This window comes from Candidatus Binataceae bacterium (assembly GCA_035650475.1).
Classification (GTDB): domain Bacteria; phylum Desulfobacterota; class Binatia; order Binatales; family Binataceae; genus JAKAVN01.
Window position 1 is genome coordinate 564446 of sequence record DASRHP010000009.1, and the last position, 24725, is coordinate 589170.

22 protein-coding genes are annotated in these 24725 nt (G+C 66.8%); 5 read left to right on the plus strand and 17 right to left on the minus strand.

Translation table 11 applies throughout. The features are described from left to right. Nucleotides 1-20 precede the first annotated feature (20 nt). The 9 genes from smpB to ruvX all read right to left on the minus strand — a co-directional run bounded on the left by smpB (nucleotide 21) and on the right by ruvX (nucleotide 10566). Complete coding sequence (smpB, locus tag VFB33_08905) at nucleotides 21-509, minus strand: SsrA-binding protein SmpB (GenBank protein ID HZO81801.1); 489 nt, start codon at nucleotides 507-509, stop codon at nucleotides 21-23. Nucleotides 510-519: 10 nt separating this feature from the next. Then, entirely contained in the window at nucleotides 520-1092 is a 573-nt protein-coding gene (locus VFB33_08910; GenBank protein HZO81802.1) for an NUDIX hydrolase, read from the minus strand. Between the two features lie 71 nt (nucleotides 1093-1163). Beyond that, the gene (locus tag VFB33_08915) at nucleotides 1164-3740 is read right to left on the minus strand and encodes a VWA domain-containing protein (protein HZO81803.1); all 2577 of its coding nucleotides are present in this window, start codon (nucleotides 3738-3740) and stop codon (nucleotides 1164-1166) included. Nucleotides 3741-3744: 4 nt separating this feature from the next. Further along, nucleotides 3745-5577 (minus strand): BatA domain-containing protein, encoded by a 1833-nt coding sequence (locus VFB33_08920; GenBank protein HZO81804.1) that lies wholly within the window; start codon nucleotides 5575-5577, stop codon nucleotides 3745-3747. A 10-nt stretch (nucleotides 5578-5587) separates the two neighbouring features. After that, nucleotides 5588-6487, minus strand: a complete 900-nt coding sequence (locus VFB33_08925) for a DUF58 domain-containing protein (GenBank protein ID HZO81805.1) — start codon at nucleotides 6485-6487, stop codon at nucleotides 5588-5590. A gap of 6 nt (nucleotides 6488-6493) precedes the next feature. After that, a complete protein-coding gene (locus VFB33_08930; protein ID HZO81806.1) occupies nucleotides 6494-7510 on the minus strand; it encodes an AAA family ATPase in 1017 nt (338 codons plus the stop codon). 14 nt (nucleotides 7511-7524) lie between these two features. Continuing rightward, nucleotides 7525-8823: a hypothetical protein gene (locus tag VFB33_08935; protein ID HZO81807.1), complete on the minus strand. Its 1299-nt coding sequence runs from the start codon at nucleotides 8821-8823 to the stop codon at nucleotides 7525-7527. Nucleotides 8824-8993: 170 nt separating this feature from the next. Next, complete coding sequence (gene mltG, locus VFB33_08940; protein HZO81808.1) at nucleotides 8994-9917, minus strand: endolytic transglycosylase MltG; 924 nt, start codon at nucleotides 9915-9917, stop codon at nucleotides 8994-8996. Nucleotides 9918-10140: 223 nt separating this feature from the next. After that, nucleotides 10141-10566 carry a Holliday junction resolvase RuvX gene (gene ruvX, locus VFB33_08945; GenBank protein ID HZO81809.1) on the minus strand — a complete coding sequence of 142 codons (426 nt, stop codon included), beginning with the start codon at nucleotides 10564-10566 and terminating at the stop codon, nucleotides 10141-10143. 261 nt (nucleotides 10567-10827) lie between these two features. Between ruvX and VFB33_08950 the strand changes: the two genes are divergently transcribed. The 3 genes from VFB33_08950 to VFB33_08960 all read left to right on the plus strand — a co-directional run bounded on the left by VFB33_08950 (nucleotide 10828) and on the right by VFB33_08960 (nucleotide 14140). Next, a complete protein-coding gene (locus VFB33_08950) occupies nucleotides 10828-12102 on the plus strand; it encodes a M23 family metallopeptidase (protein ID HZO81810.1) in 1275 nt (424 codons plus the stop codon). A 126-nt stretch (nucleotides 12103-12228) separates the two neighbouring features. Then, a complete protein-coding gene (locus VFB33_08955) occupies nucleotides 12229-13023 on the plus strand; it encodes a glycerophosphodiester phosphodiesterase (protein HZO81811.1) in 795 nt (264 codons plus the stop codon). A gap of 100 nt (nucleotides 13024-13123) precedes the next feature. Then, nucleotides 13124-14140, plus strand: a complete 1017-nt coding sequence (locus VFB33_08960; protein ID HZO81812.1) for a TIGR03617 family F420-dependent LLM class oxidoreductase — start codon at nucleotides 13124-13126, stop codon at nucleotides 14138-14140. Between the two features lie 36 nt (nucleotides 14141-14176). Here VFB33_08960 and VFB33_08965 read toward each other — a convergent pair whose 3' ends face one another. Next, nucleotides 14177-14734, minus strand: coding sequence for an ABC transporter substrate-binding protein (locus VFB33_08965; protein HZO81813.1), 558 nt, complete (start codon nucleotides 14732-14734; stop codon nucleotides 14177-14179). 393 nt (nucleotides 14735-15127) lie between these two features. Here VFB33_08965 and VFB33_08970 point away from each other — a divergent pair, with 393 nt between their 5' ends. Together VFB33_08970 and VFB33_08975 are read left to right on the plus strand one after the other, a co-directional pair. Further along, complete coding sequence (locus VFB33_08970; protein ID HZO81814.1) at nucleotides 15128-15910, plus strand: lipopolysaccharide kinase InaA family protein; 783 nt, start codon at nucleotides 15128-15130, stop codon at nucleotides 15908-15910. Between the two features lie 35 nt (nucleotides 15911-15945). Beyond that, complete coding sequence (locus VFB33_08975; protein ID HZO81815.1) at nucleotides 15946-16668, plus strand: VIT1/CCC1 transporter family protein; 723 nt, start codon at nucleotides 15946-15948, stop codon at nucleotides 16666-16668. Here VFB33_08975 and VFB33_08980 read toward each other — a convergent pair. From VFB33_08980 to VFB33_09010, 7 genes are all read right to left on the minus strand, one after another. Further along, nucleotides 16665-17471 carry a sulfotransferase gene (locus VFB33_08980; GenBank protein ID HZO81816.1) on the minus strand — a complete coding sequence of 269 codons (807 nt, stop codon included), beginning with the start codon at nucleotides 17469-17471 and terminating at the stop codon, nucleotides 16665-16667. The genes VFB33_08975 and VFB33_08980 overlap by 4 nt on opposite strands. 7 nt (nucleotides 17472-17478) lie before the next feature. After that, nucleotides 17479-18714 (minus strand): glycosyltransferase family 2 protein, encoded by a 1236-nt coding sequence (locus VFB33_08985; protein ID HZO81817.1) that lies wholly within the window; start codon nucleotides 18712-18714, stop codon nucleotides 17479-17481. A gap of 26 nt (nucleotides 18715-18740) precedes the next feature. Continuing rightward, nucleotides 18741-20609 carry an ABC transporter transmembrane domain-containing protein gene (locus VFB33_08990; GenBank protein ID HZO81818.1) on the minus strand — a complete coding sequence of 623 codons (1869 nt, stop codon included), beginning with the start codon at nucleotides 20607-20609 and terminating at the stop codon, nucleotides 18741-18743. Between the two features lie 84 nt (nucleotides 20610-20693). Beyond that, nucleotides 20694-21656 carry a glycosyltransferase family A protein gene (locus tag VFB33_08995; GenBank protein HZO81819.1) on the minus strand — a complete coding sequence of 321 codons (963 nt, stop codon included), beginning with the start codon at nucleotides 21654-21656 and terminating at the stop codon, nucleotides 20694-20696. Between the two features lie 74 nt (nucleotides 21657-21730). After that, on the minus strand, nucleotides 21731-22630 hold the full coding sequence (locus tag VFB33_09000; protein HZO81820.1) for a sulfotransferase: 900 nt from the start codon (nucleotides 22628-22630) through the stop codon (nucleotides 21731-21733). Nucleotides 22631-22780: 150 nt separating this feature from the next. Further along, nucleotides 22781-23701, minus strand: coding sequence for a sulfotransferase domain-containing protein (locus VFB33_09005; protein ID HZO81821.1), 921 nt, complete (start codon nucleotides 23699-23701; stop codon nucleotides 22781-22783). Next, nucleotides 23694-24692, minus strand: a complete 999-nt coding sequence (locus VFB33_09010; protein HZO81822.1) for a class I SAM-dependent methyltransferase — start codon at nucleotides 24690-24692, stop codon at nucleotides 23694-23696. The genes VFB33_09005 and VFB33_09010 overlap by 8 nt, the downstream gene beginning before the upstream one ends. Nucleotides 24693-24725: the final 33 nt, after the last annotated feature.

Below are 24725 nucleotides of genomic sequence, written 5' to 3' on the forward strand. Positions count from 1 at the left end.
CGAGGCAAGGTTCCCGGCGATCAGCGGTTGCGATGGCGCAGTTCGCGCTCGACCTCGCGCCGGCTGGTCTTGCGCGCGATCGCCTCGCGCTTGTCGTAGAGCTTCTTGCCCCGGGCCAGCGCGAGCTCGACCTTGGCGCGCCCGCGGCGGAAGTAGATCTTGAGCGGAACCAGCGAGTAACCGCGCTCGCGCACGCGCCCCCACCAGCGGTCGATCTCGCGCCGATGCATCAGGAGTTTGCGCGGGCGGGTTTCCTTATGGCTGAACTGGCCGGCCGGTGCGTAGGCCGCGATATGCACGCCGTGGAGAAAGGCTTCGCCGTTCTTGATCCGCGCATAGCTGTCGCGCAGGTTGACACGATGCTCGCGCAGCGATTTGACCTCGGTGCCGGTCAGTGCGAGCCCGCACTCCAGCGTCTCCTCGATGAAGAAGTCGTGGCGCGCCTTGCGATTATCGGCGACGAGGTCGTAACCGTCCTCGGCCGCCCGGGCCTGTTGCTTCACCGCCATCGCCGCGTGCCTATCCGGCAAGCCTGACCCAGTCGGCGAGGGCGGCGGTGGTGGTGCGAAAGGCGATTTCCTCCCACGGGAGCTCGGCGGGCGCGAAGTAGCGCACCTCGCTCGCCTCGCTGGAGAGGCCCGGATGCTCGCTGCCCGGCCGCGCAAGATAAACAACCACCGCGGCGACCGGATGATGCGGGTCGGCATAGACGCCGAACAGCCGCTCGATCGCGACGTGCATCCCGACCTCCTCAGCGGTCTCGCGCAGCGCCGCCGCCTCGGGCATTTCGCCGAAATCGACGTAGCCGCCGGGGAAGGTCCAGTAGCCAAGCCGCGGCGGAATCGCGCGGCGCAGCAACAGCACACGCCCGCCGCTGCTGACCAGGCATCCGGCTACCAGCTTTGGGCTCTGGAAATCGACGAATCCGCATCGCGAGCACACCCGTTGGCGCCTGCGGTCGGGCAGCACCAGCCGCGGGCGCATCGCGCCGCCGCACAGCGCGCAGAAGCGCACGTTCTGCGGGTACTGATGCTGGATCTCGTGGCGCGGTTCCACGGGCTCGTCGTCGAGATAGTCGTCCTCGCGATCCATGGCAATGAGCTTGACGAAAAGCGCCGCCGCGATGCAACCGGGCGCCCGGTGCAACGCCACGCGGCTCCGAATCAGAACGTCAGCCGGCGCACCAACGCCTCGCCGATCACGAGCACCATCGCAAAGAACAGCGGATACGCCGCCATCGATTGCGTGATCTCATGCTCCGGGCGAGTCAGCCCGACGTCTGCGGGCGAGGGATTGAGCCGCCCCCCGGTCGCGGAGGCGAGCCGTTCGAGCAGCGTGTAGTTGGGCTGCGGACGCGGCAGTTCGGCGTTGACGGCCGGGCTCACGGTGTAGGCGAGCGGCGGGAAGGGCAGCGCGTCGGCGGTCGCGGCCTTAAGCGCGATGTTGTAGGTGCCCGGGCGCGGGGCGTCGAAGCTGCCGTACAGCTCGCCCGGCACTTCCTCGGAGAGCGCGCTCTGCACGCGGCTCCCGTCGGGACGAGTGACGGTGACCTTCACCAGGCCGGCCGACGGCGCGGGCCGTTCGCTGTAGTTGGTCAGGCGCAGGCGAATCCGGCCGTCGCGGTAGCCGAGCGCGATATCGAACTTCTGCTCGGTGTTGGCGGTCTCCGGCGTCATCCAGGACAGCAACTTGCTCCAAAGCTGGCTGAAAACGCCGTTGCGCACCCACGCGGCCGACCAGCGCCCGCTCGCGTCGGTGGTGACCGCGACCGCCTTGCCGGCGTCGTAGCGCCAGCTCGCGATGAGCGGTTCACGCCTGCCGCCGCGTTCGACGAAGGCGTCGAGGGTCGCCCGCGGCTTGAGCTCGGTGCTGACGAAGCCTTTGATCGCGGGAAGCTGGCGGCCCGCCAGGTCTTTGAGCACGGGGTCGGGATGCGCGGTTATGGGGACGAAGTCCTTCTCGACCATCGTCGCCTCGCCGCCGTGCGTCTTGACGTCCTGGAGGAACAGCTCGGGCAGGTTGGCCGCGCTGTCGGTCTGGTAAAAGCCGCCGCCGCCGTAGCGGCTAATCGATTCGAGCAGCGGCAGATTCGCCTTGCGCCCGATCGCGATGGCCGAGATCGTCACGCTGCCCTCGCGATGCATGGTTGAGACGAGGTCGTAGTACATCGCGGCGGTGCCGCCGGTTTCACCGTCGGTCAGGATCACGACGTGCTTGATCGCGGCGTGGCTCGCCGCCAGCATCCGCTCCGCCTCCTGGAGCGCGGGCAGCAGGTAGGTGGTGCCGCGCGCGATTAGCTTGTCGATGAGCTGATCGAAGTAGGGCCGGCTCTTGCTCAGTGGTTCGAGCGGCACCATCACGAACGGCTGCGAGTCGAAGCCGACGACGCCGATGAGGTCGTTGTCAGCGAGCGTCTTGGTCACCGTACGCGCCGCCAGCTTGGCATAAGTCAGCTTGTTGTCGCGCCCCATCGAGCCCGACTTGTCGATCACCAAGACCAGCGCGCGGGTGCGCTGGCGATGCTGCGGCGGCTTCATCACCACCGGCATCACACTCGCGAGCGGACTGCTCTCGTAGCCGCCGAGGCCGAAGCTCTGGTCGCCGCCGACCATCGCGAGCGAGCCTCCTTCCTGGACGTAATTGACCAGCGCCTGCTGCGCCGCCGTGCCCAGCCGCGCGCGCGGCACGTTGTTGAGCAGCACGGCGTCGTAGCCCTTGAGATTGCCGCTCCATGAAGCGGTCGGGGTGATCACCGTCGGCTCCAGGCCCATCCGACGCACCACGGTTTCGAGATACTCGGCGTCGCGCGTCGTGTCGGTCAGGATCAGGATCTTGCGTTGGGCGCCGATCCCGACCCATCCGGTGAGCGAGTCGTCCTCGCCGTAGGCGTCCTGGGCCGGGTTGGCCGGCTTGAACGAGGCGGTGTACGAGGTCAAGCCGGAAGACTCGGCGTGGACCGGAAAGTCGAAGCGCTGCTGGCCACTCTGCAAGGTCACCGAGCGGCTTTCGAGCACGCGTCCATTCTGGGTGACCGAGAGCGTGCCGCCGACCGGCGTAGAGTTGTAGTTCGTGGCGGTGACGCTGAGCGCGAACGGCTGCGACTTGGCGAGCGCTGGCGGCATCGCCAGATCCGTAATCGCAACGTTGGGAATTCCGCGGGCGCCGGGCGGGGTGAAAATATATAGCCGCACGCCGGAGGCGCGCAGCGCGCCCAGCGCGCGCTCGGCTTCGCCCCGATTTTCCCATCCATCGGTGACGAGCACGACCGGGCCGTTGCGGGCCGCCGGATTGGCGGCGACCTTCTCCAGCGCCGCTTCGAGATCGGTCGCCGCCGGCGCGCATCCGGCGCATCCGCCGGCGGCGCTCAGGGTCTTGAGCGCTTCGGAAACGGTTGCCGGCTCGGGGTTGGTCGCGAAGACGACCGCCGGGTCGGCGCCGCGAAGCTTCAGCTCATCGCGCAGCAGTCTTTCCGTCCACTCGCGCATCGCAGGCGTGACGCTCGACGACACGTCAACCACCGCCGGCCGCGTCGTGCCCTCGATGCGGTTGACGCGCTGCGGGCCCGCCAGCGCGATCACGCATAGCGCCAGGGCCGCGGCTCGGATTAACGGCGCGAACAGTTTGCGCCACGCGTCGGCGCCGAGCAGCGACCACGCCAGCACCGCCGCCACCACGACCAGCAGCCACAGCGCGTGCGGATTGGCGAAACTGACGCCGTCGAGCAGTGCGCCCGGATTCATCGCTTCACACCGTGGCCATCGAGCGGCGCCGCCGATAGGCAAGCAGCGCTTCGAGGATCCCAAGCGCGATCATCGCCGCGATGAATTTGCCCGTCAGCGGTTCGCGCCGCGGCGCAACCTCGGCGACGGCGCCGCTGCCGCCGCCCGCTTCGATCTTCAGCGCCGGTTTGTTTTCGAGATCTGACTCGCGCAGGTCGGCGAGGTTGACCGCGCGCATAGTCTTCGCGCCGTCCGACGCCGTCAGTTGATAGAGCCCCTGCTGGCTGGTGTCCGTGAAAAGCGTGCCGGGAGTGACCTCGACCCGGGTCGCGTCGGGCAGTGCGATCGTGGTCACCGCGGCGGGCACCGTCCACGGCTCGCCGGTATGGTAGCCGGTGGCTTCGGCGCCGAAGCCGGCAAGATAGCTCAGGCAGTTGAGCGTCAGCACCGACATCGGCAGGTTCTGCCTGCCGAGATACGGAAACGGATTGAAGCCGAGGGCGACGAACCGATGGCCCGCCCGCTCGCCAGCGAGCATCAGCGCGCCATTGTTGCCGCTGACGACCGGCTGGAGCCAGGGATGCTGGGCGAAGTATTCGCCGGCGCGCAGATTGAGCAGGCGGAAGTTGACCGAGTCGGTCAGCGGATTGGTCGGCGGCCATCCGGTGATCGCGACCGCGGCGGATGGCTCGATCTTGAAGTCAAAGACCGCATCGCCCGGCGGCGGCATCACCAGCAGCGCATTGAGCGGCGGCATCTCCTTGGGCACCGCGTACTCGAAGATCGCGAGGTCGGCGCGCGCCAGATCGGTGGGCGTAAAGTCCGCGGGCGAGGCCACGCGCACCGAGATTCCGGGCAGCGAGTCGAGTCCGGCTGCATCGGCGGGCGTCGGCGTGACGAACAGGATCGAGATCGACTTGACCGCGCCGGCGGTTGCCCATGCCGTGTTGTCGAGCATGAAGCCGTCGGCGGGCTTCAGCTCCGCCCGATAGACGGCGGCCGGCGCCAGGTTGGAAAATTCGATCGCGCTGGCCTGCCCCGGGTCTAGGCGCGCCTGGGCCCGGCCCACCGGCTTGCCGTCGCCGCTGATCGCGACTTCCAGCGTCTGTGCGGCGGGGCTGAAGTTTGCCACCGTGAGCTGCGCGTGGAGCGCGGCGCGCCCGAGCGCCTCGCGGCGCAGGGCGAACGATCCGATCGCGTAGTTGGGCGCCGGACTGCTGACCGCAAAGGCCTCGATGCGCGCGGGCACCGGCGGGGCGAGCGGCAGCGCGCCCGCGTAAAGCACTCGGCGCAGGCGCCGATCCGCCGCGAGCCGACTGAGCAAGGAGGTGACCGCCGCGGGATCGGCCGGGGCGTCGCTCGGCTTAAGCGCCTCGAGCGCGGCGGCGGCCGCGGCCGTGCTGGGGAACGGCGTGCCGAGGCGATGGGGCTGCGGCGCGGTGAGATAGACCGTGACTTCAGCCTCGCCGCTCTCGCGCTCGAGCGCCTCCCTGAGCGCCGCGCGCGCGGCATCGAAGCGTGTGCGGTTCCCCGCCGACGTGGAGGCGTCGGGCCTGGTTGCGGCCGCCTGCATCACGGCCGAATCGTCAAGCACCACCGCCATCGGATTACCTGCGCGGGTTACGTACGGCTCGGCGATCGCCAGCACCGCGAGGCTTAAGATGAGCAGCTCGACGAAGAACATCCAGTCGGGCCGCGGCCATCCGCCGAACCGCTTGCCGCGCCGCGCGCGCAGCGCGCGGAAGGCGATCACGCTGGATACGGTGACCCGCCGTGGGCGCTCGCGCACCAGGTAGGCGACGGCGAGCGCCGGGACCAGCGCGAAGAGGTACAACGCGCCTGGATAGACGAAGCCCATCGCCGCCCGGCTAATGCCTCAGACCAAAGTCCGCGAACGCGCGCAGGAAGAAGTCATGGAAGTTCTGCTCGGTCGAGTACAGCGTGTAGTGCAGGCCGCGGCGCAGGCAGAAGGTTTTGATCTCGCGCGCCAGGCGATGGAGCGTCTGGCGGTAATGCTCGCGCTCGCGGTTGCCGATCGAAACCATCACGCGCTCGCCGCTCTCGGCGTCGACCAGCTCGACGTCGCCGCCGAGGCCGGCGGCGCTAAGCTCGCTGCCGCCGAGGATCTGCACCGCGGTCACGTCCATGTTGGCGGCGGTGAACAGTCCCAGCCCACGGGTCACCGAATTTATCATCATCAGGTAGTCCGAGATGACGAAGACCTTGCCCGCGCGGCGAATCGACACCAGCTCGCGCGCAAGTGCCGCCGCCAGGTCCAGCTGGCCAGCGGGACGAACCGCGCCCAGCCGCTGCGCGAGCTCGACGATCCGATGGCGGCCGTAAACGAAGCCCGGGGTGGACGCCTTGCCGTCGCCCGCCAGCACACGCACCATCACGCGGTCGCCCTGCGCCAGCGCGACGTAGGCGAAGGCGAGCGCGGTCGCCACCGCCATGTGGAACTTGCGGTCGGCCTCGGGCAAACCCATCGAGGCGCTGGCATCGAGGAAGATATAGGTCAGAAGGTCTTCCTCTTCCTTGAAAAGCTTGATGTAGAGCTTGTCGGTGCGGCCGAAGAGGCCCCAGTCAATATAGCGGAAGTCGTCGCCGAGGGCGTAGTGGCGAAAGTCGCTGAACTCCAGCGACGAGCCGCGCCGGGGCGAGAGATGGGAGCCCTTGCCCAGCCCCGCGTACTCGCGCCGGGTCTTAATCCGCAGTTGTTCGAGCCGGGCCAGGAAGTCCGGCGTGAATTCCTCGGGCAGTCCCAGCATCGCGGGCTACGCGCGCGGCCGCTTGAGCCGCTTGGTCACCTGTTCGAGGATCGAGTCGGTGGTCACGTTCTCCGCCTCGGCCTGGAAGTTACGCAGCAGGCGATGGCGCAGGGCGGGGAGGATCGCGTCGGCGACGTCGTCGTAGCTGACGCTGACCCGCCCGTCGAGGAGTGCGTTAACCTTGGCGCACAGGATCAGCGCCTGGGCGCCGCGCGGGCTCGGCCCAAAGCGCAAGTACTGCGAGACCTCGGGGATCGCGCCGGGGCCGTTGGGTGTGCAGGCGCCGATGATTCCGATCGCGAAGCGCTCGACCGGCTCGGCCACCATCACCTCGCGCACCAGCGCCTTGAGCTGTTCGATCGCGGCGGGTGCGTTGGCCGGACTGAAGATCGGCTGGGCGACGTGGGCCTGCGCGCCGGTGGTGCGGTTGAGGATTTCGCGCAGCTCCTCGGGCTTCGGCGAGCCCATCACGACTTTGAACAGGAAGCGGTCCATCTGCGCTTCCGGCAGCGGATAGGTGCCTTCCAGTTCGATCGGGTTCTGGGTGGCGAGCACGAGAAATGGGGGCTCGAGCGGATAGGTGTTGCCGAAGACAGTGACCTGCCGCTCCTCCATTGCCTCGAGCACCGCCGACTGGGTCTTGGGCGTTGCGCGGTTGATCTCGTCGCCGAGCACGATATGGGCGAAGATCGGCCCGGGCTTGAAATGGAACTCGCGCCGGCCGTCGGTCTCAGTCAGGACCTGAGTGCCGACGATATCAGAGGGCATCAAATCGGGCGTGAACTGGATCCGCTTGAAGCTGAGCCCCAGCGCGTCGCTGGCGGTCTTGCACATCAGGGTCTTACCGAGCCCGGGGACGCCCTCGATAAGCACGTGGCCGCCGGCAAACAGCGCGGTCAGAAGTTTGCGAATTACGTCCAGGTGGCCGACGATTACCTTGCCGACTTCGGCCTCGGCGCGTGCAAAGACGCGGCGGAATTCATTGACCCGCTCGGCCGGAGTGATTTGCGCAGCCGCTCCCATGCCTTCTCCTTCGTTTAGTGAATCAAATCGCGGTAGCGTGGCGGCACAAGCTGCCGCTCTTGGGGCGCCAGGTCAAGCCGCTCGGCCTTGAGCGGAACGTTGGCGTAGGGGGCGCTGGCGACCGGACGATTGGTGTCGGCCACCAGCTTGCCACCGTCGCCCGTGGCGACCTCGGTCGGCAGCCGGAACAGGACATAGCGCGCGTCGCGAATCTCGATCGGCGCCCCGGTTTTGCCCAGGCTGAAGCGCTGGAACTTTTCTGCCGCCGGGAACTGTCCCAGATGGGTGTCGCCGCTTCCGCCCTTGTCCTGCTTGCCGCTCTTGCCGCCAGAGGGCATCCGCTCGCCCTTGGCCGAACTGTCAGGCTTCGGAATTTTGGCCTGCGCGAGGGCATCGGGCTGGTTTGCTGGCCCCTTCCTGTCCTTATCGCTGCCCGGCTTGAGCGCGTTGCCCTTCCCCCCGTTGGCGGGTTTTGGCGCATTGCTCTCGTCGTGGACGCCGGCTTCGATCTGCTCCTGCGCTTTGCTGACGTCGTTGCGCAGTTCGGCGATCTGTTGGTCGCTCTTGGCGCCGTTAGGTTTTTCGCCCGCGCCGGCGCCTTGCCCCGCTCCTTGTCCCTGACCTTGCCCGTTGCCTTGGCTGTTACCCTGGCCGTTGCCTTGGCCGTTGGCGCTGCCCTTGGTGTTGCCGCTTTGCGCGCTCTGCTCAGTGGAGGAGCCCTTGGGCGGCTGCTTTTGCAGCTCGCGCATCACCTGGTCCAGCCGGGCGAGCTTCTCCTGCGGGGGAAGGGCGGGATTTTCGAGCGCGGTGGCCGCCGCGAGCACCTTTGCGGCGAGCGTACGGTCAGAAGGATTTTCCGACTTGGCGATTTGCTCGGCGATGGCCCGCAGCTTGCTCGCCTGCAATTCGGCGGGCGACGGCGGCCGCACCAGGGCCATTGCGGCCGCGACTAGCAGCGCCAGGATCGCCACCGCCAGCGGTAGCGAGCGGACGAGCGGCCGGCGGAGGTCGAGGGCAAATGCACGATTGGGGTCAAACCGTTCCAGATAGCCTATCGCGCGGCGCCACAGCAGGGGGAAGAGCGGCGTTCGCCGCGCCCGCTGGCTTTCGCTCTTCTCCGGCTCGGCCAGAGTCGCCAGGGTGACGATCTCCTGGCGGCCGCCGACCGCCTCGTCCACCCGCTGTGCGGCTGCGACGAAATCGCTCGCCTCCCGATACGCCGCCCACGCCATCCACCCGCTCGCGCCCGATGTCGCCGCGCCGAGGGCGAACAGGGCAAGGCGCACGTCGGCAAGAGTTTGCGCCGCCATCACATAGCCCATCCGCTGCCACGTGAGGCCTGCGATCGGTTCGAGCGCGGCGCCCAGCGCGAGCGCGGTCAGCGCCGGCAGCGAGAGCGTCAGCCCCGCATGCACCGCGGCGAGCAGCCGCAATCGGCGCCGCGCAAGGGAGATCTGCTCGACTGGGTTGATCACGACGTGGTTTACCGGCGGGCGGCGGCGGACGCGAGCCCGGCCGGGCGGCCCTGTGCCGAGCGCTTTTTCACCAGCGCGATCGCGCGTTCCTGTTCGAGCAACGTGCGCGAGAAAATGTGAGTTCCGTCGTTGCGCGCCACAAAATACAGATAGTCGGTGTGCGCCGGATACAGCGCCGCCATTATCGACGACATTCCAGGGTTTGCAATCGGTCCCGGCGGGAGTCCGGCAAATGTGTACGTGTTATAGGCCGAGGCAGTATGCACTGCCGCCGCCGCGGACTCCGGTTCCCCCAACGGATTATACTGGGCCGTGGGATCGGACTGAAGCGGCATCCCCAGCCGGAGCCGATTGTAGAAGACGCTGGCGATCGTCGGACGCTCGCCCGGAACCTTAGCCTCTTTTTCGATGATCGAGGCGAGCGTCAAGAGGTCGTGCGCTCCAATGCCCAGTTCGAACATCCGCTGCTCGACCTCGGGTGTCAGGACCGAATACAACCGCGCGAGCATCGTAGCCAGGATTTCTCGCGTGCTCGCATGCGGCGCGAAGCGGTAGGTTGCTGGAAACAGGTAGCCCTCGGCCCCCAGCGGGCGCAGCCCGAGCGCATCCACCAGCGGCCCGTACTGCGCGGCCGCCTCGAACTGCCACTGGCAAACCAGGCCCGCCTCCGCAAGCCGCTCGGCCACTTGATGCAGCGTCGCGCCTTCGGGGATCGCCACCGTCACCACCGTGAAGTCGCCGTTGACGATATGGCGCAGGACGGTTGGCAGGTCCTCGCCGCCATAGAAGGCGTAGTCGCCGGGCTTCAAATTGCGTCCGCCGCCGGTCAGGTCCGCGTACAGCGCGGCCGCGCGGGCGCTGCGCACGACCCCTGCGGCCTCAAGCCGCCGCGCCACAGTCGCCAGCGAATCGCCCAAATTTACGGAAACCATTCGAGGTTCCGCAAATCTGGGTGTCGGAACGAAGCAGTCGTAAACAATCCACCCGGCGGCGACAACAGCGCCGACCACTGCGATTGCGGCTGCGGCAAGGACGTAGCGGGTCACCCTGGCACCGTCGCGGAAACGAGACAGTTCTGTTCGAGCATAGCTACCCCTTGCGCCGGTTTCATCTCGGCCGCCGTTTTGCCCCAGAGTATGAGTCGCCTTTGAGGGCTTACGGGCCTAACCGACCTGCGCGGCGCTGCAGCCATCCTTCCAGGATCACCACGGCCGCCATCACGTCCACCACGCCGCGCCGCGTCCAGCGCGAGGAGGTTGCCTCGCGGAGTCGCTCCCTGGCTTCGAAGCTGCTCAGCCGCTCGTCGTACAACTCGACCGGAATACCAGTGGCGGCCGCTAGCCGCTCAGCAAAGGCGCGTGCTGAGCGCGCCATTGGGCCTTCGCTACCGTCCATGTTGAGGGGCAGCCCGACGACGACATGGCGTATGTCGCGTTCGGTTAGGTAGGCGCGGAGGGCCTCCAGGTCGGCCTTCATCGAACGCCGTTCTATTAAAACCCCTGGATAGGCGTTGACGTCTCGGTCGTCTGTGACGGCGACACCTAGGCGCTTGCGTCCAAAATCGATAGCGGCCGTTGCCATCAGGGCTTAGTTCATCTTATTTTCCAAATAAGTAGATCTGGCGAAAATCATGTGACCAAAGTGTTGCGTCTTGGCACCAATTCCCCTACCTTGGCGACAATGCTTCGGGGGAGCAGCACACGTGCCTTTCCGCGCCTGTTCACGGCGTTAGTGGTCGCCGCGGCGGCGACTTTTGCTTCAATACAGCTTTTTTTCCAAGCTGGCGAACCTCCTACCCCCGCTACGGCGATACTCCAGCTCTCCGCTGGCAGCATCCAGGACATGTCGCTGGAAACCGCCGAGAGCGCCTCACCCGCTGCGGACCCGATTATCATCGAGTTGACGCTCGATCGCTCCTCTTCCCTGTTGCGCTATCTGGAAGACGCCGGGCTCGACCCGGCGGAGGCGCAGCACTGGGCCGACAAGTTCCGGGAAGTGGCGAGCACGCCGATGCTGCGCCAAGGCCATGCGCTGGTGCTCTACAAGGACCCCGAGACGGGTGACTTGCGCGGGCTGCGCTACGACCTCAACACCAACGTTGCGATCAATGAGCGCGGACTTGGCGCCGGCGTTATTCGCACTTCGCGCGAGCTTATCCAGTACGACATTCGGCGAGTGGCCGTCGCATTTCAGGTCACCCGCAGCTTCCGCACCGCCGCGCAGAATCACAACCTGCCTGAGCCGGTCGTCTATACCTTGGAAAGCGCGTTCAGCGACCATCATCTGGACGAGCTTCCGACGGGCTCGGTGGTCAAACTTATCTATCAAGAGAAGGTCAGCCGCGACGGGCGCTACCGGCTGGTCACAGGCGTTGAGGCGGCACAGGTCGAGGATGGCGAGCACGTGATGAGCGCCTTCGCCTTTCGCGACGAGCACGGGCAGCCGCGCCTGTTCGACGCCAACGGGCAGGAGCTGGGTGAGCCGCAATCGCTGCGCTACCCGGTCAAATTCGAGTACATCTCCTCCGGCTTTACCTTCCATCGCTACCATCCGATCCTGCACGAGTACCGGCCTCACGTCGGCGTTGACCTAGTGGCGCGCTACGGAGCGCCGGTACAGGCGATCGCTGACGGACGAGTCGAGACCGCGGGATGGTGCGGCGAGCTCGGGAGGTGTGTGCGGCTTGATCACTCGCACGGCATGGTCAGCATTTACGGCCATCTGTCGCGGATAAGTCCAGGGCTGCAGGCCGGTTCGTGGGTATCGATGGGTGAAGTGATCGGGCGGGTTGGCTCAAGCGGATTGTCCACCGGTCCCCATCTCCACTTCGCGCTGGAAAAAGAGGGCCGCTACGTCAACCCGCTCACGCAGAGCCTTGGAGTCAATCATCAGGTGTCGCCGCGGATGCGCTCGCTGTTCGAGCAGTTCAAGGAAAACTACCTCGCGATGCTGGCGAAGCTACCCGACCTCGGCGGCCACTTCCACCTCGGTATCTCCGAAGCGTCAGCCTCGTCGGGCGCGGCCGGTGCATCCGGCAGCCGGCTCGCCCCCGCGCGCGCCTCGCGCCACCACGGGCGTCGGCGCTGGCGCCCGGTGCGCACAGCCCTCGCACGCTGACGTTGCGGATGGCCGGCGCCGCGCAGATTGCGGCTCATCTGCTGTCTAGTATGACAAAATGCCTTGCGCCGGCGATTCAGGTTTGCCGGCCTGCCGATCTAATTCGGCGCCGGCCGTCTTTTGGTGATGCCTCCGGAATACGATAGCGAGTTCTTTGTTCCTTCCCGTCCGCGCATTATCGCTCACCGCGGCGCAAGCGGCGAGTATCCGGAAAACACGCTGGCAGCCTTTCGCGCCGCCGCCGAGGCCGGCGCGCCGTACTTCGAGCTCGACGTGCATGCGACCCGCGACGGCGTGATCGTCGTCAGCCACGACGCCGAGCTCAGCCGCACCTGCGGAATCGACGCCGCGATTGCCGAGATGACCTCCGCTGAGCTTGCGCGGGCCGACGCGGGATGGGGATTCAGCGTCAGCGGCAGCGGCGAATTTCCCTTCCGCGGACGCGGGCATCGGGTCCCGACGCTGGAGGAAGTCTTCGCGGCCTTTCCGCGCCATCGGTACATCATCGAAGTCAAGCAAAGCGAGCCGAGCCTGATAGTTCCGCTGCTCGAAGTGATTCAGCGCTCCGGGATGCGCCGGCGGGCGCTAATCGCGAGTGAGCATCAGGCGCCGATTGACGAAGTGCGCGCGCTGGCCCCGGATATCCCGACCGGCTTTCCTTCCGCCGAGGTTGCCGGATTCATGAAGGCGATGGCGCCGGAGGGCGAGCCCTTTCGGCCCCGCGGCGCCGCGCTCCAGATTCCGTCCGAGTACGAATCGTGGCGGCTGGTCACGCCTCAGAGCGTGGCGGCTGCCCATCGGATGGGCGTTGAGGTTCACGTCTGGACGGTCAACGAACTTGCCGAGATGCGCGCGCTGCTCGCGCTGGGCGTCGATGGCATCCTGACCGACTATCCCGCGCGTCTCGCCGCGCTTCTTTAAAGAGCGTCCGGCCTGGTGGACGCCGGTTCCCCGCAAAGTCGGCTTTCTGTTAGGATTCCCCGCGCTTTGCGATCGGGTCAGTGATGGGAGGCCTGAAGCGATGAAACTCGACACGATGCTTTCGGCGCGCGAGCTGCGCGAGGTGCCGGCGGCGGCGCGGGCGGCCGAAGAGGCCGGTTTCGACGCAGTATGGTCGATGGAGGCCGGCAACGACGGCTTCCTGCCGCTGGCGCTCGCGGCCGAGCATACGCGGCGGATCAAGATGGGGCCGGCGGTCGCGATCGCCTTTCCGCGCAGCCCGATGGTGACAGCCTACACTTCTTACGACCTTGCGCGGCTGTCCGAGGGTCGCTTCATCCTCGGCCTTGGCACCCAGGTAAAGGGGCATATCGAGCGCCGCTACGGGATGCGCTGGGAGCCGCCGGTGCCTAAGCTGCGCGAGTACCTCGAATCGCTCAATGCCATCTTCAAATGCTGGAATGAGGGCGGAGCCAAACTTTCGTACAAGGGCAAGTACTACAATTTCTCGCTGATGACGCCGTTCTTCGCCCCGCGCCCGCATCAATACAAAGTCCCGGTTTATATCGCGGGGGTGAACCGGCATATCCTGCGCCTGGCCGGGGAGCTGTGCGACGGCCTGCACGCGCATCCGTTCAACTCGCCCAAGTACCTGCGCGAGTTTGTCCTGCCCCATCTCGAGGAGGGGCTGCGCAAATCCGGCCGCACGCGCAAGGACTTCACCATCTTCACCACCGCCTTCGTGGTGGTTGGGCGCAACGATGAGGAGATCGAGAAGGCGCGCGCCGGCGTGCGCCAGCAGATCGCCTTTTACGCCTCGACCCGCACCTACCAGGTCGTACTCGACACCCACGGATGGGGCGAGGTCGCCGCGCGGCTCAACGAGAAGGCCGCCAAGGGCGACTGGAGCGGGATGGCGAAGGAGATCACCGACGAGATGCTCGACGTCTATTCGGTGAGCGGCAACTGGGACAATATCGCGGCCAAGGTCAAGGCTCGCTACGACGGCCTGCTTGACCGGGTCGCCTTCTATATGCCGTACAAGGCGGGCGCCGACGAGGACGCCTGGCGCGCGCTCTGTAGGCAGTTCAACGGCTGAGCGAAGCGACCTTGCACCCTGGTCGCCTGGCGGGGCCTACTTGCTCAGCGTCTGTTCCAAACCCCGGGTCTTTTGCTGGAGCAGCTTGACCAGCGCGGGATAGCCGTCGTCGTTTATCACGCGGTTGAACTGGTTGCGGTAATTGGCCATCACGCTGATCGCGTCAATCTCGAGGTCGTAGATTTTCCAGCGGCCGCTGTCGCGCTTGAGCAGATAGTCCACCTTGACCGGCTGCGGGCGATCCTTGAAGGCCACCTTGCTGTGTACTTCGGCGTAGTCGGTCCCCTGAAAGTCCTGGCCGGTGAAAGTGACGTTGGTGGTGCTGATATCCTGGCGGATTTTTTCGACCCCGTAGTCCTGCATCTTGCTCAGGTAAACGTTCTCCATGAACGAGGTGAAGAGGGAAACGAACTGCGCACGCTGCGCCGGCGTAAGCTCGCGCCAATGGTAGCCCAGGGCGGTGCGCGCCATGTCGGCGAAATCAAAATTGGCCTCGGCGATCGCGCGTAACCTGCGGTTGCGCTCGGCCGCCGGCGTCGCGCTGTCGCGGACCACGGCGCTCGCCTGGTCGATGACCGACTTGACGAGCGCCATCGGATCGGTTGGTCCAGCCTGAGCGGCGCCGGCCGATACTGATGCGGATTGCGGCGGCTCGTCCGAGGCGGCGGCGGCCGGCCAGGCGACGAATGCGCGAAGGAGGATTGCGCCGCCGGCCGCTAGCGCCAACGCAAGCCGGGGTATTCGACGGCTGTTCGCGGATACGGTATGCATCACCAGCCATTATCGGCCGATGCTTCCGCGAAGAAAATCGCCGCGCGGACGAACGGCGCCTGCCCCAAGCGGCGGACGACCCGCGATGACCAAGCCACGCGGATGGGATAGGCTGTGATTCGCATGCGCAAGCGCCTCGTATATGCGGCCGATCCGCGATGGGCGGAGGCAGCGCGGCAGCTCGATGAAATCGTCGCCGCCTGCGGATCGAATGCGTTGAAGGACGAAGGCCGCACCCGGGCCTGCCTGGTGCCGGGGCCGGATGGCACGCCGGTTTTCGTCAAGCGCGTGCGCACGGGCTCGTGGCTAGGCGGCTTGGCCGCGATGGCGCGCGGCTCGCGCGTCAGGCGATGGCTCGCCGGGGCGGCGATGCTCGAAGCGGCAGGTTTCAACCACCCGACGCCGCTCGCCGCGCTCGAGGTGCGCCGCGCCGGCGCGGTGACCGAATGCTACCTGGCGTGCACGGCGCTGAGCCGGGCTACCATCCTAAGCCGCGCCGTCTTTGGCGATGGCAGCGTTGATTTGCGCCGCCGCCGCGCATTGTTGGGAGCGGTGGCGCACGAGGTGCGCCGGCTTCACGACGCCGGCCTTTACACCCACGACTTGCAGGAAACCAATTTGATGGTGGAGGCGGGCGCTGGTGCCGCGCCTCGCATTTGGTTCGTCGATCTCGAGGATTTTCGCCACGCGCGCACGGTTTCATGGCACCGGCGGCTGACCAATCTGATCCATCTCGACCGCAGCCTCGGCCGCTTTCTGAGCCGCGGCACCCGGATGCGGTTTCTACGCGACTACGTGGAGGGGATGGCGCCCGGACGCAACGAGCGCCGCCGCCTGGTCGCGGAGTTTTTGCGCATGCGCGCCCGGGTCGAGAAACGCCGGCGTCTCCAGAGCCCGCGCCGTCCGACCCTGGACGATGCGGCGGCTGTGCCCGCCCCTTCCCCACGTCGGGCGGGCGCCGGGGGCCCCGTCGAGCTTGCGCCGCGAGCCGGCGACTGATCCGCCCTGCCACGACAACGGGCTAATCGGCGACGATGGCATTTGCGATCCGCAAGCGCGAGTACGACCACCATACCGAGCAGGTCCACGCGGCAGGCGGCACCAGCGTGCGCGACCTGATGCTGGGGCTCAACGACGGCCTGGTGGCATCGTTCGCGGTGACCTCGGGAGTGGCGGGCGCGTTTGCCGCCAGCCAAATCGTGGTGATGGCGGGGCTGGCCGAGACGCTGGGCGGGGCAGTCTCGATGGGGCTCGCCGCGTTTATCTCGGCGCGCTCGCAACTCGAATTCTATCACAGCGAGATCGCGCGCGAGCGCGACGAGATCCGGCGCTGGCCCGAACGCGAGCGCGACGAGATCCGGGCGATCTATCGCGCCAAGGGCTTCACCGGCGAGTTGCTCGACACGGTCGTGCGTCACATCACGGCCGATCCCGAGCGCTGGGCCAACGTGATGATGCGCGAGGAGCTGGGGCTCGCAGTCGAGTCGTTCGATCGACCGCTGCGCTCGGCGCTGACGGTCGGGTTTTCCTACCTGGTGGGCGCGCTGGTGCCGGTGCTCCCCTACCTCTTTCTCGCGCCCCATCCGGGAGTGGTCGCTTCGGCCGCGACCACGCTGGCCGCGCTGTTCGGGGTGGGCGCCGCCAAGACCGCTATCACGCTGCGCCCGTGGTGGCTGAGCGGGCTGGAGAGCATGGCCACCGGAATCGCCGCCGCCGCCGTGACTTATGGCGCCGGCCGCCTGTTCGCCGCGCGCTAGGGATTCGGCACGCCGTTGCCAGCGCGGCGGGCTTCGTAGCCGGCAAGTCCACACAGGTGCCGATAGATTTGGCCGACGCGCCGCGACACCGCCACCGTCGGCCGCGAGCGGTTCAGCTCGGCGGTGGCGAAATCGCGGTCCAGCCGCACGCCGAGCCGCTCCTCGATCCGTGGGTAGGCGGAATGGTCGAGCAGCTGGTCGTAGTGCACGAACAGCCAGTCGCCGCCCTGCGGACGGTGGACCTCGAGGATCCAGCGGTACATCGCCTCCCACACCTTAAGCGCTCGGCTCGCATCCATCGCGACGCCCTTCATGTAATCGGCGGCCGCGCACTCGCGCACGATGCTGTGCGCGGTGACGCTCGGATCGCGGAAGACGCACAGCAGCAGCGCCTTCCCAAGGCAGGCCCGCCATGCGCCGAGCGTGTACGAGAACCGCGGATCCTTGAAGCAGAACGGCTGGCGCGCGGTGAGCGCCGCGATGCGCCGGCGCATCTCCGGATTGCACGCGATCGGCGCCCCGGGCTTCAGCACGGCCACCCAGTGCTGGAACTCGCCGAGCGGCGGAGTTTCTCCCAGCAGCAGCTTGCGCAATCCGCGCCGCGCCGTGGCGCAGACCGAAGAGGCGATCAAACTGTCATTGATCGCGTTGACCTCGCGATCTTCGAACTGGCCCTTGGGATTACCTTCGTTGGCCGGCCACAACTCGCCGCCCATGAAATAGCCCGCCTGCGCCAGCAGCCCGGCGGCCATGCTGGTGCCGCTGCGCCCTGAGCCGAGGATCACGCAGTTGCGCGGTGGCATGGTCGGTCTAATACAGAGCCAGCGGATGAGCGCCGGCCAGCAGTTCCCTGGCAAAGTCGGCATGGCTCGGCGGAGGCGGGGGAATCTCCAACAGCCCGCTGCGGCGCATCAGCGCGATCGCGTGGCGCCGCGGCAGGAGCGAGTACCAGGCCCGGAGCGTCTCCTCGCGCCTTTGCGGAAACGAGCGGACGCCGTTATTCATGTTCTTCGCGACGAGCGCTGGCGTCGCCGGCTCGGCCGAGGCGGCGACACCGCCACCGAGCGCCGGGCCCTCGGCCGCGCATACGCCGGCGCCCGCGGCGATTTTGCCGGCGGCGGGCGCCAAGTTGTTCGCCGCGCGCGCGCTTACGAAACGCGCCCGCCGCCGCTCGTCGCGCCGCATCCGGCGTCCCGGAGCGGCTTGATAGCGCAGCGCGCAGAACAACGCGTTGCGCGCCTGGCGCATATCGCCCGCCTGAAGGCATTGCAGTCCCTTGACCGTGAGCAGCCATCGATAGAGCGCCGCGCAGCGCAAGATTAGCTTTTCGCCGGCCAGTCCGTAGCGTTTGCGTATCCGACGGGCGAACAGCCGAAAGCCGGGCGCGTACTTCCGCATCCGCTCGACGAACGGACTGAGGCGATACTGCACCAGCGGTTCCGGGACGAAGATAAAGTCGCCGAGCTCGCGCAGCCGGAACCACACTTCGGTGTCCTCGAAGCCCGAGGCACCCTGAAATCCCTCGGCGAAGCCGCGGACCCGGCGCAACGCCCGGCGCTGGACAGTTACGGTGCTGGGCAGGATCGGCCACCAGCCTTCCTTGAGCAGGTCGGTCAGCATCGGCGGCCGCGCCATCCCTGGATGCAGGTAGGAGGGCGCGAGCGGGGTGTAGCGGTCGTCCACCGGCACCACGTCGGAAAAGGACAGGGTCGCAGTCTTGCTGGCTTGCAGCGGGGCGACCGTTCTGGCCAGCCGCCCGGGCATCCATACATCATCCGCATCGAGGAAGGCGATGTAGCGGCCCTGGGCGCGCGCCACTCCGCGATTGCGCGCGGCGGCCAGGCCAAGGTTGCGCGGCAGGCGGATGATCCGGATGCGCCGGCGGTAGCGCCGCAGGATACGGCGGGTGGAATCGCGCGAGCCGTCGTCCACCACCAGGACTTCGTAATCGGTGAAGTCCTGGGCCAGCACGCTGTCGAGTGCGCGCGCGATACAGTCCTCGCCGTTGTAAACCGGGATTATCACCGAAACCAGCGGCGCCGCCATCGTGCTCTGCGGGCCCCGCGCGCGGACTAGCCGTTGACGGCGCCGCGCACGGGCGCCTCGGTCTCCTCGGGCAGGTAGAACTGCAGGTCGCACAGCTTGCGGTAGGCGCCGTCGAGCGCGAGCAATTCATCGTGGGTGCCCTGCTCGACAATCTCGCCCTTGACGACGACGCAGATGCGGTCGGCGCGGCGCACGGTGGAGAGCCGATGGGCGATCATCAGCGTGGTGCGGTTCTCCATCAGCCGCTCGATCGCGTCCTGCACCACGCGCTCGGCCTCGGAGTCGAGATTGGAGGTCGGCTCGTCGAGAATCAGGATCGGCGCGTTCTTGAGCAGCGCGCGCGCGATCGCCAGCCGCTGGCGCTCACCGCCGGAGAGCCGCACGCCGAACTCGCCGACCACGGTGTCATAGCCGTCGGGCAAGCGGGAGATGAAGTCGTGGGCGTTGGCGGCCTTGGCCGCGGCGACGATCTCGTCGAGGCTGCGCGCGGCGCTGCCGTAGGCAATATTGGAACGGATGGTATCGTTGAACAGGAAGGTGTGCTGGGAGACCAGGCCGATCTGCGCGCGCAGCGAGCGCAGCGAGTAGCGGCGCGCGTCGACGCCGTCGATGAGCAGCATGCCTTTGCCGGGGTCGTAGAAGCGCGGAATGAGGTCGGCGAGCGTCGATTTGCCGCCTCCGCTCATCCCCACCAGCGCCACCGCCTCGCCCGCGCCGATCTTGAGGTTGACGTTGCGCAGGACCCACTCAGCGGTGCGGTCGTAGCGGAAGCTGACGTTGCGCAACTCGATCGTGTGCGGCCCGGGCTCGAGCTCGAGCGCGCCGGGCGAGTCATGCACCTCGGGCGGATGATCGATGACCGCAAAGATCCGCTCGGCCGAAACCAGGCCCTGCTGGATCGCGTTGTTGGTGCCGGCGATCCGTTTGAAGGGCTTGTAGATCACCAGCATCGCGGTGATGAAGGCGGCGAAGGTGCCCGGCGTGCGCGAGCCGGTCATCACCAGGTCGGCGCCGTACCACAGCACCGCGATCACCCCGCACGCGCCCAGCACCTCGATTATCGGGTCAGTGATCGCGCCCGCGCGCAGCACCCGACGCATGATCCGCAGTTGCTTGTCGAGCATGGCGCGAAAGCGCGTGCGCTCGTATTCCTCCATCCCGAAGGCCTTGACCACCCGGCAGCCCTGCGCCGCCTCCTGCATCATGACCGACAGGTCGCCCAGCCGCTTCTGCGCGCTCTTGGACATCTTGCGCACGCGCCGCGCGGCGCCGATCACCGGCAGGACCGCGATCGGGAAGACCACGAAGGCGAGGAACGCAAGCTTCCAGTCCATCCAGAACAACGTTCCCAGCATCGCCACCAGCGTGAAGCTCTGACCGACGAGCGAGAACAGGGTGTTGTTGATGATCGAGGAGGTGAGCTGGACGTCGCTTATCGCGCGGGTGAGCAGACCCCCGGTCGGCGTCCAGTTGAAGAACGACAGCGGCAGGTATTGCAGCCGATCGTTGAATTCACCACGCAGATCCATCGCGATCCGCATCCCGATGTAGTTGCTCAGGTAGGTGCCGGCGAAGTCAGTCAACGCGCGGGCGATGAACACCACCAGGATCTCGAGCGAGAGAACGTGGAGCTGATGGAGGTCCTGGGGAGTGAAGGCGCTCAGGTGGGTGATGGAAACCTTGTCGATGAACCTCTTGATTAACGGCAGGATCGCCGCGTTCACCGCGCCCAAGCCAAGCAGCGCGCCAATTGCCAGGACCGTGTCGGGAAAAATATACGGCCGCGCATAGCTCAGCACCCGCCAGTAGGTGTCGAGGTAGCGCTTGCTTTCCTCGTCGTCAGCCGAGTGCAGCAGCAACAGCTCTCCGACGCTGCGCCAGAACTTGGTGCTCATCGCCGCCTCGCTACAGAGGCGTCGCCGCCGGCGCCCGCTCTGTGCCCGTCCCGATTCATTGCCAACACTGTACGAGGGTACAGTTTAGCGAAAGTAGTTCTCAAGCTCAGGGTTGACCCGGTTTTCGCGCACCGCGCGCCCGCTGAGCGCGCGGGCCGCCGCGATCGGCAGGAAGGTGCGCAGCCAGCGCGAGGCGGTCCGCAACTCGAACGGGCCGTAGCGCAGCGCGCAGGCGAACGCCTGGCGCGCACGCAGCCTGTCGCCCTCGCGCAGCGCCACCAGTCCCGCATAACCCCATGCTGCGACGAAGGCTTTGGTCGATTCGCGGATCAACCGCCGGCCGGCTTGGCCGTAGCGCTGGGTGACCAGGCGGCTGAAGATGCGGTAGCCCTTGGCGTATTTCATCATTCGCGCGTGGGGCGGGGTGGTGCGGTAACGCACCAGGCGCTGGGGTATGTAGATGAAATCGCCCTCCTCGCGCATCACCAGCCACATGAACGGGTCTTCGAAGCCCGGCCGGGTGAAGCTCTCGTCGAACCCACCGGCGCGCTCGAAGGCCGCCCGCCGCATCACCGCCGCGCTGGTGAGGATCGGCCACCAGCGCGTGAGCAGTTCCTCCATCGTGGGAGCGTGGGCCGAGGGTGGGTCGATGAAGCAGGTGTCGAGTTCCTGGTCCGAATCGTTGACCGGTACGACGTCGCAAAAGGCGAGCACTGCGCCAGAGGTCGCGTCCAACTCGGCCACCATCGCCGCCAGCATCCCGGGCAGCCACACGTCATCGGCGTCGAGAAAGGCGAAGTACTCGGCCTCGGGACCGGCGGCAAGGGCGCCGGCGTTGCGCGCAAATGATGGGCCGCGGTTGCGCTGGCGCAGGACCTTGATCCGGTCGCCGTAGGCGTCCAGGATGCGCGCGGTGTCGTCGGTCGAGCCGTCGTCAACGACGACGACCTCGGGCGGCTCGGGCGCCTGCGCAAGGGCGCTGTCGATGGTGCGCCCGACGGTGGCGGCGCCGTTACGCACGGGGATGATGACGGAGACTCGGCTCATTCGGAGAAAATTATCATCCTTGCCCAATCACAACCAGCCAGAACATCAGCGAAGGAACCAGGACGCGATTAGCCTCAAAGCGAGGCGGCTCGCTTTTGCTCCCGCGCCGAACGGACCTTCCATGATGAAAGGTCGCGCCCGATTAGTTCCTTCAGCGCTTCGACTTCCGGAACGAAGAATTCACGCAGCCGGTGCTCGACGTCACCCGGCAGCGGCGCGAATGGGCCGCCGCCGCCAAAGCAGAGCCGCCACACCCCCAGTCGTCCGAGCCTTTCCACGGTCCGTTCAGCACGCAACGATTTGAGCGACATGCGAAGGCGCCATGCGCCGTATGCCAGGGCCGGGATGCGACAGTCGTCGTCGGCTTCGTTGCGCATCAGGTAGGCCGCGATGGTATCGACCTCGATCGAGGGAAGCCCGAGGAAGCGCAGCACCGAATCGGCGAAGCTTTGCGGATTTGCCCGCAGGTCGTCGTACAAGAAGACGCCGACGTTCTCTTCGCCGAAGCGCTCGCGCCAGGCCCGGAGGTGGAGCGCGTAACGGTTAGCCTGCCGCAGCTGCGGCTCATTTCCGCGCAGCATTTCGTCGAGAAAGCCGCGCCGTATGCGGCCTTCACGATGGAGCACGCGGTACCATGACCAGGCGCGCGACACCGGGTCGCGCAGCGTGCAAACGATCTTGCAGCCGGGTAGATCGCGGGCGATGCGCTCGCGCGCCTCGGCGAGCGCAAAATAGGTTGGCGTGACCTCCCCGACTACAGCGGTGCTCGAGCAACTGCGAAAGTAGCCCTGATACCAGCCCGCTCCCTTCGCATAGAACATGTCGAAGTAATGAGTTTCTTTGGTTCCTGCGGGCAGGCAAGCACGGTGATAGAGGAGACCGTGAAGCCACGTCGTTCCAGTGCGCGGCGGTCCTACCGCGAGGAAGGCGGGTAGACGCCCACGAACGCAACTTCGGTTATCGCTATCAGGCATCCCCCCCTCTGCGCCCGTATGCCGTTACAGCCGCGCCGCCGAAGCGCGAACATCGGCTTCGGCCAATCAAAATTGCTGGTCAGCCGATTGTACTGGTCACGTCAGGTCGGTCAAGCTAATTTCCGAGCGTGTGGAGCGCGCGAGAACAAATTAGCGCGCCGCTGGCACGGCGGCTGCGGCCGGGCTCCGCGCGTCCGCGGGCCCGGCCTGCCCGAGGGCGTCCGGTTTCCACGCGGAAAGGTCGCGACCGGTGAGTTTCTCCACCGCTTCGACCTCGGGTAAAAAACGCTCTCTCAGGCGCGCTTCGAGATGCGGCGGGAGTGCGGCAAACTCGGGGCCGCGCCCGGCGCAGAAGCGCCATAGGCCTGCGCGCCGCAACAGTTCGGCGACCCAATGTGCATGGTGTCCTTGCAGCCAATACCTCAGGCGGCGGGCGTTGTAGGCAAGTACTCGGCTACGCGATCCATATTTGACCTCGTTGCGGTCGAGGAAATGGCTAATCTCAGGCGTGAGAACCAGTGGAGGCACGCCGATGAATCGGCATACCGCATCGGCGAAAGCCCGCGGGTCCGCCTCGAGATCGTCGTAGAAGAATACTGCCATCCGGTCGCGACGCAGGAGCTCGTACCACCCGCGCAGATGCAAGCCGTAGCGGTTGGCTTCCAGCAGGTCCGCGTTAGTCGTCACCTCTTGCTCGAACGAACCTCGGATCAGGCCCTGCGCGTGCAGCAGCCGGTAATGGGAATAGACGCGCGCTACCGGCTCGCGCAGCGTGCAGATGATTTGGCACCCAGGGAGGTGGTGCGCGATGCGCTCGCGCACCTCTGGGCGGTGGAAGTACGACGGGCTTACCTCGCCGACCGGCCGCTTGTGGTCGCAACCCCTGAAGTACCTCGCGTACCACTCAAGGCCGCGACCGTAGAACATGTCAAAAAAACGGGTTTCCTTGACACCTTCGGGCAGGCAGGCGCGATGGTAAAGCACGCCATGCAGCCAGGTCGTCCCGGTTCTCGGTGGACCGATGGCGATAAAATCCGGCAGCCGCTGCCGTCTCCTCGATGGCTTAGTCATGCGCGCGCGCATCGCCGCCGCCTCTGGCCGACCGCCTGGAGAGCGCACGGATCATCGGCTGAGGCAAAAAGGTCTTGAGCAGGCGGAGGTAAGATTTCAGGCGAAGCGGCTGGAGGCGTATCGCCTGGAGCGTATATCTGCGCGCGGCAATCCGGTCGCCGCCGCTCAAGGCTAGCCGGGCATCCCGACGCAGCGCGTTGGCCCTCGCGCGCGACACCGAGTTTGCCCGCGGCGATGTCCTTGCGGCCCCTGCGGCGCCGACCGCGGACTCCTTCGGGGCGGCCGGAAAGAAGGGAACGAAATGGAAGCGTCCGCGCGGCTGTTCCTCGTTCGGCTTTTGCAGGGCGACCACCATCGCGCGCCATCCATTGGGTGAGTCGTCATCCAGTGCCACCGCATGGGGCGGATGCAGCGCCAGCGTCTGGTAGCCGTAGTTGGTCTGCACGTAACGGCAGGCGAAACGCACCGAATCCTGAAAGACATCGTCGAGCACGACCACGCCTCCGGGCCTGAGCAGACGATGGGTGTAAAACAGGTCAACGAAGACGTGGTCGAAGTGATGCAGCCCGTCGATGAAAGCGAAGTCAAAGCGGCGCCCCTCGCGCACCAGCCGCGGCAACAGCAGCTCCGAGCGGTCTTCGTGGAATTCGACCAGATAATCCAGCCCAGCCTCTCTCAGCGTCCGCAGGGCGGCGTTGTGGTATCTTTCGGCTTGGTTGCAATCCACTGCGACATGCGCCCCCGCACCGGCGCCATTGCTAAGCAGCGCCTCCAGGATGTGCAGGGTGGACATACCCCACGCCATCCCGACTTCCAGCGCGGTCGTGGCTCCTATCCGCAGGCACATCTCCCTGACGAAGGCGCCGCGGTCGGGCGTGACGCTGGCTGGAAGGATCTGCGATTCGCTGCCGTCATCGCCGCGAACCGTGCCCCTGGCGTAGGTCTCCTCGATCAGCTTTCCGATCTTCGCGGCGCTTGGGGTTTCTGTCATCGGGCTCTCTCGCACGTACGGGGGTGCTTGTGG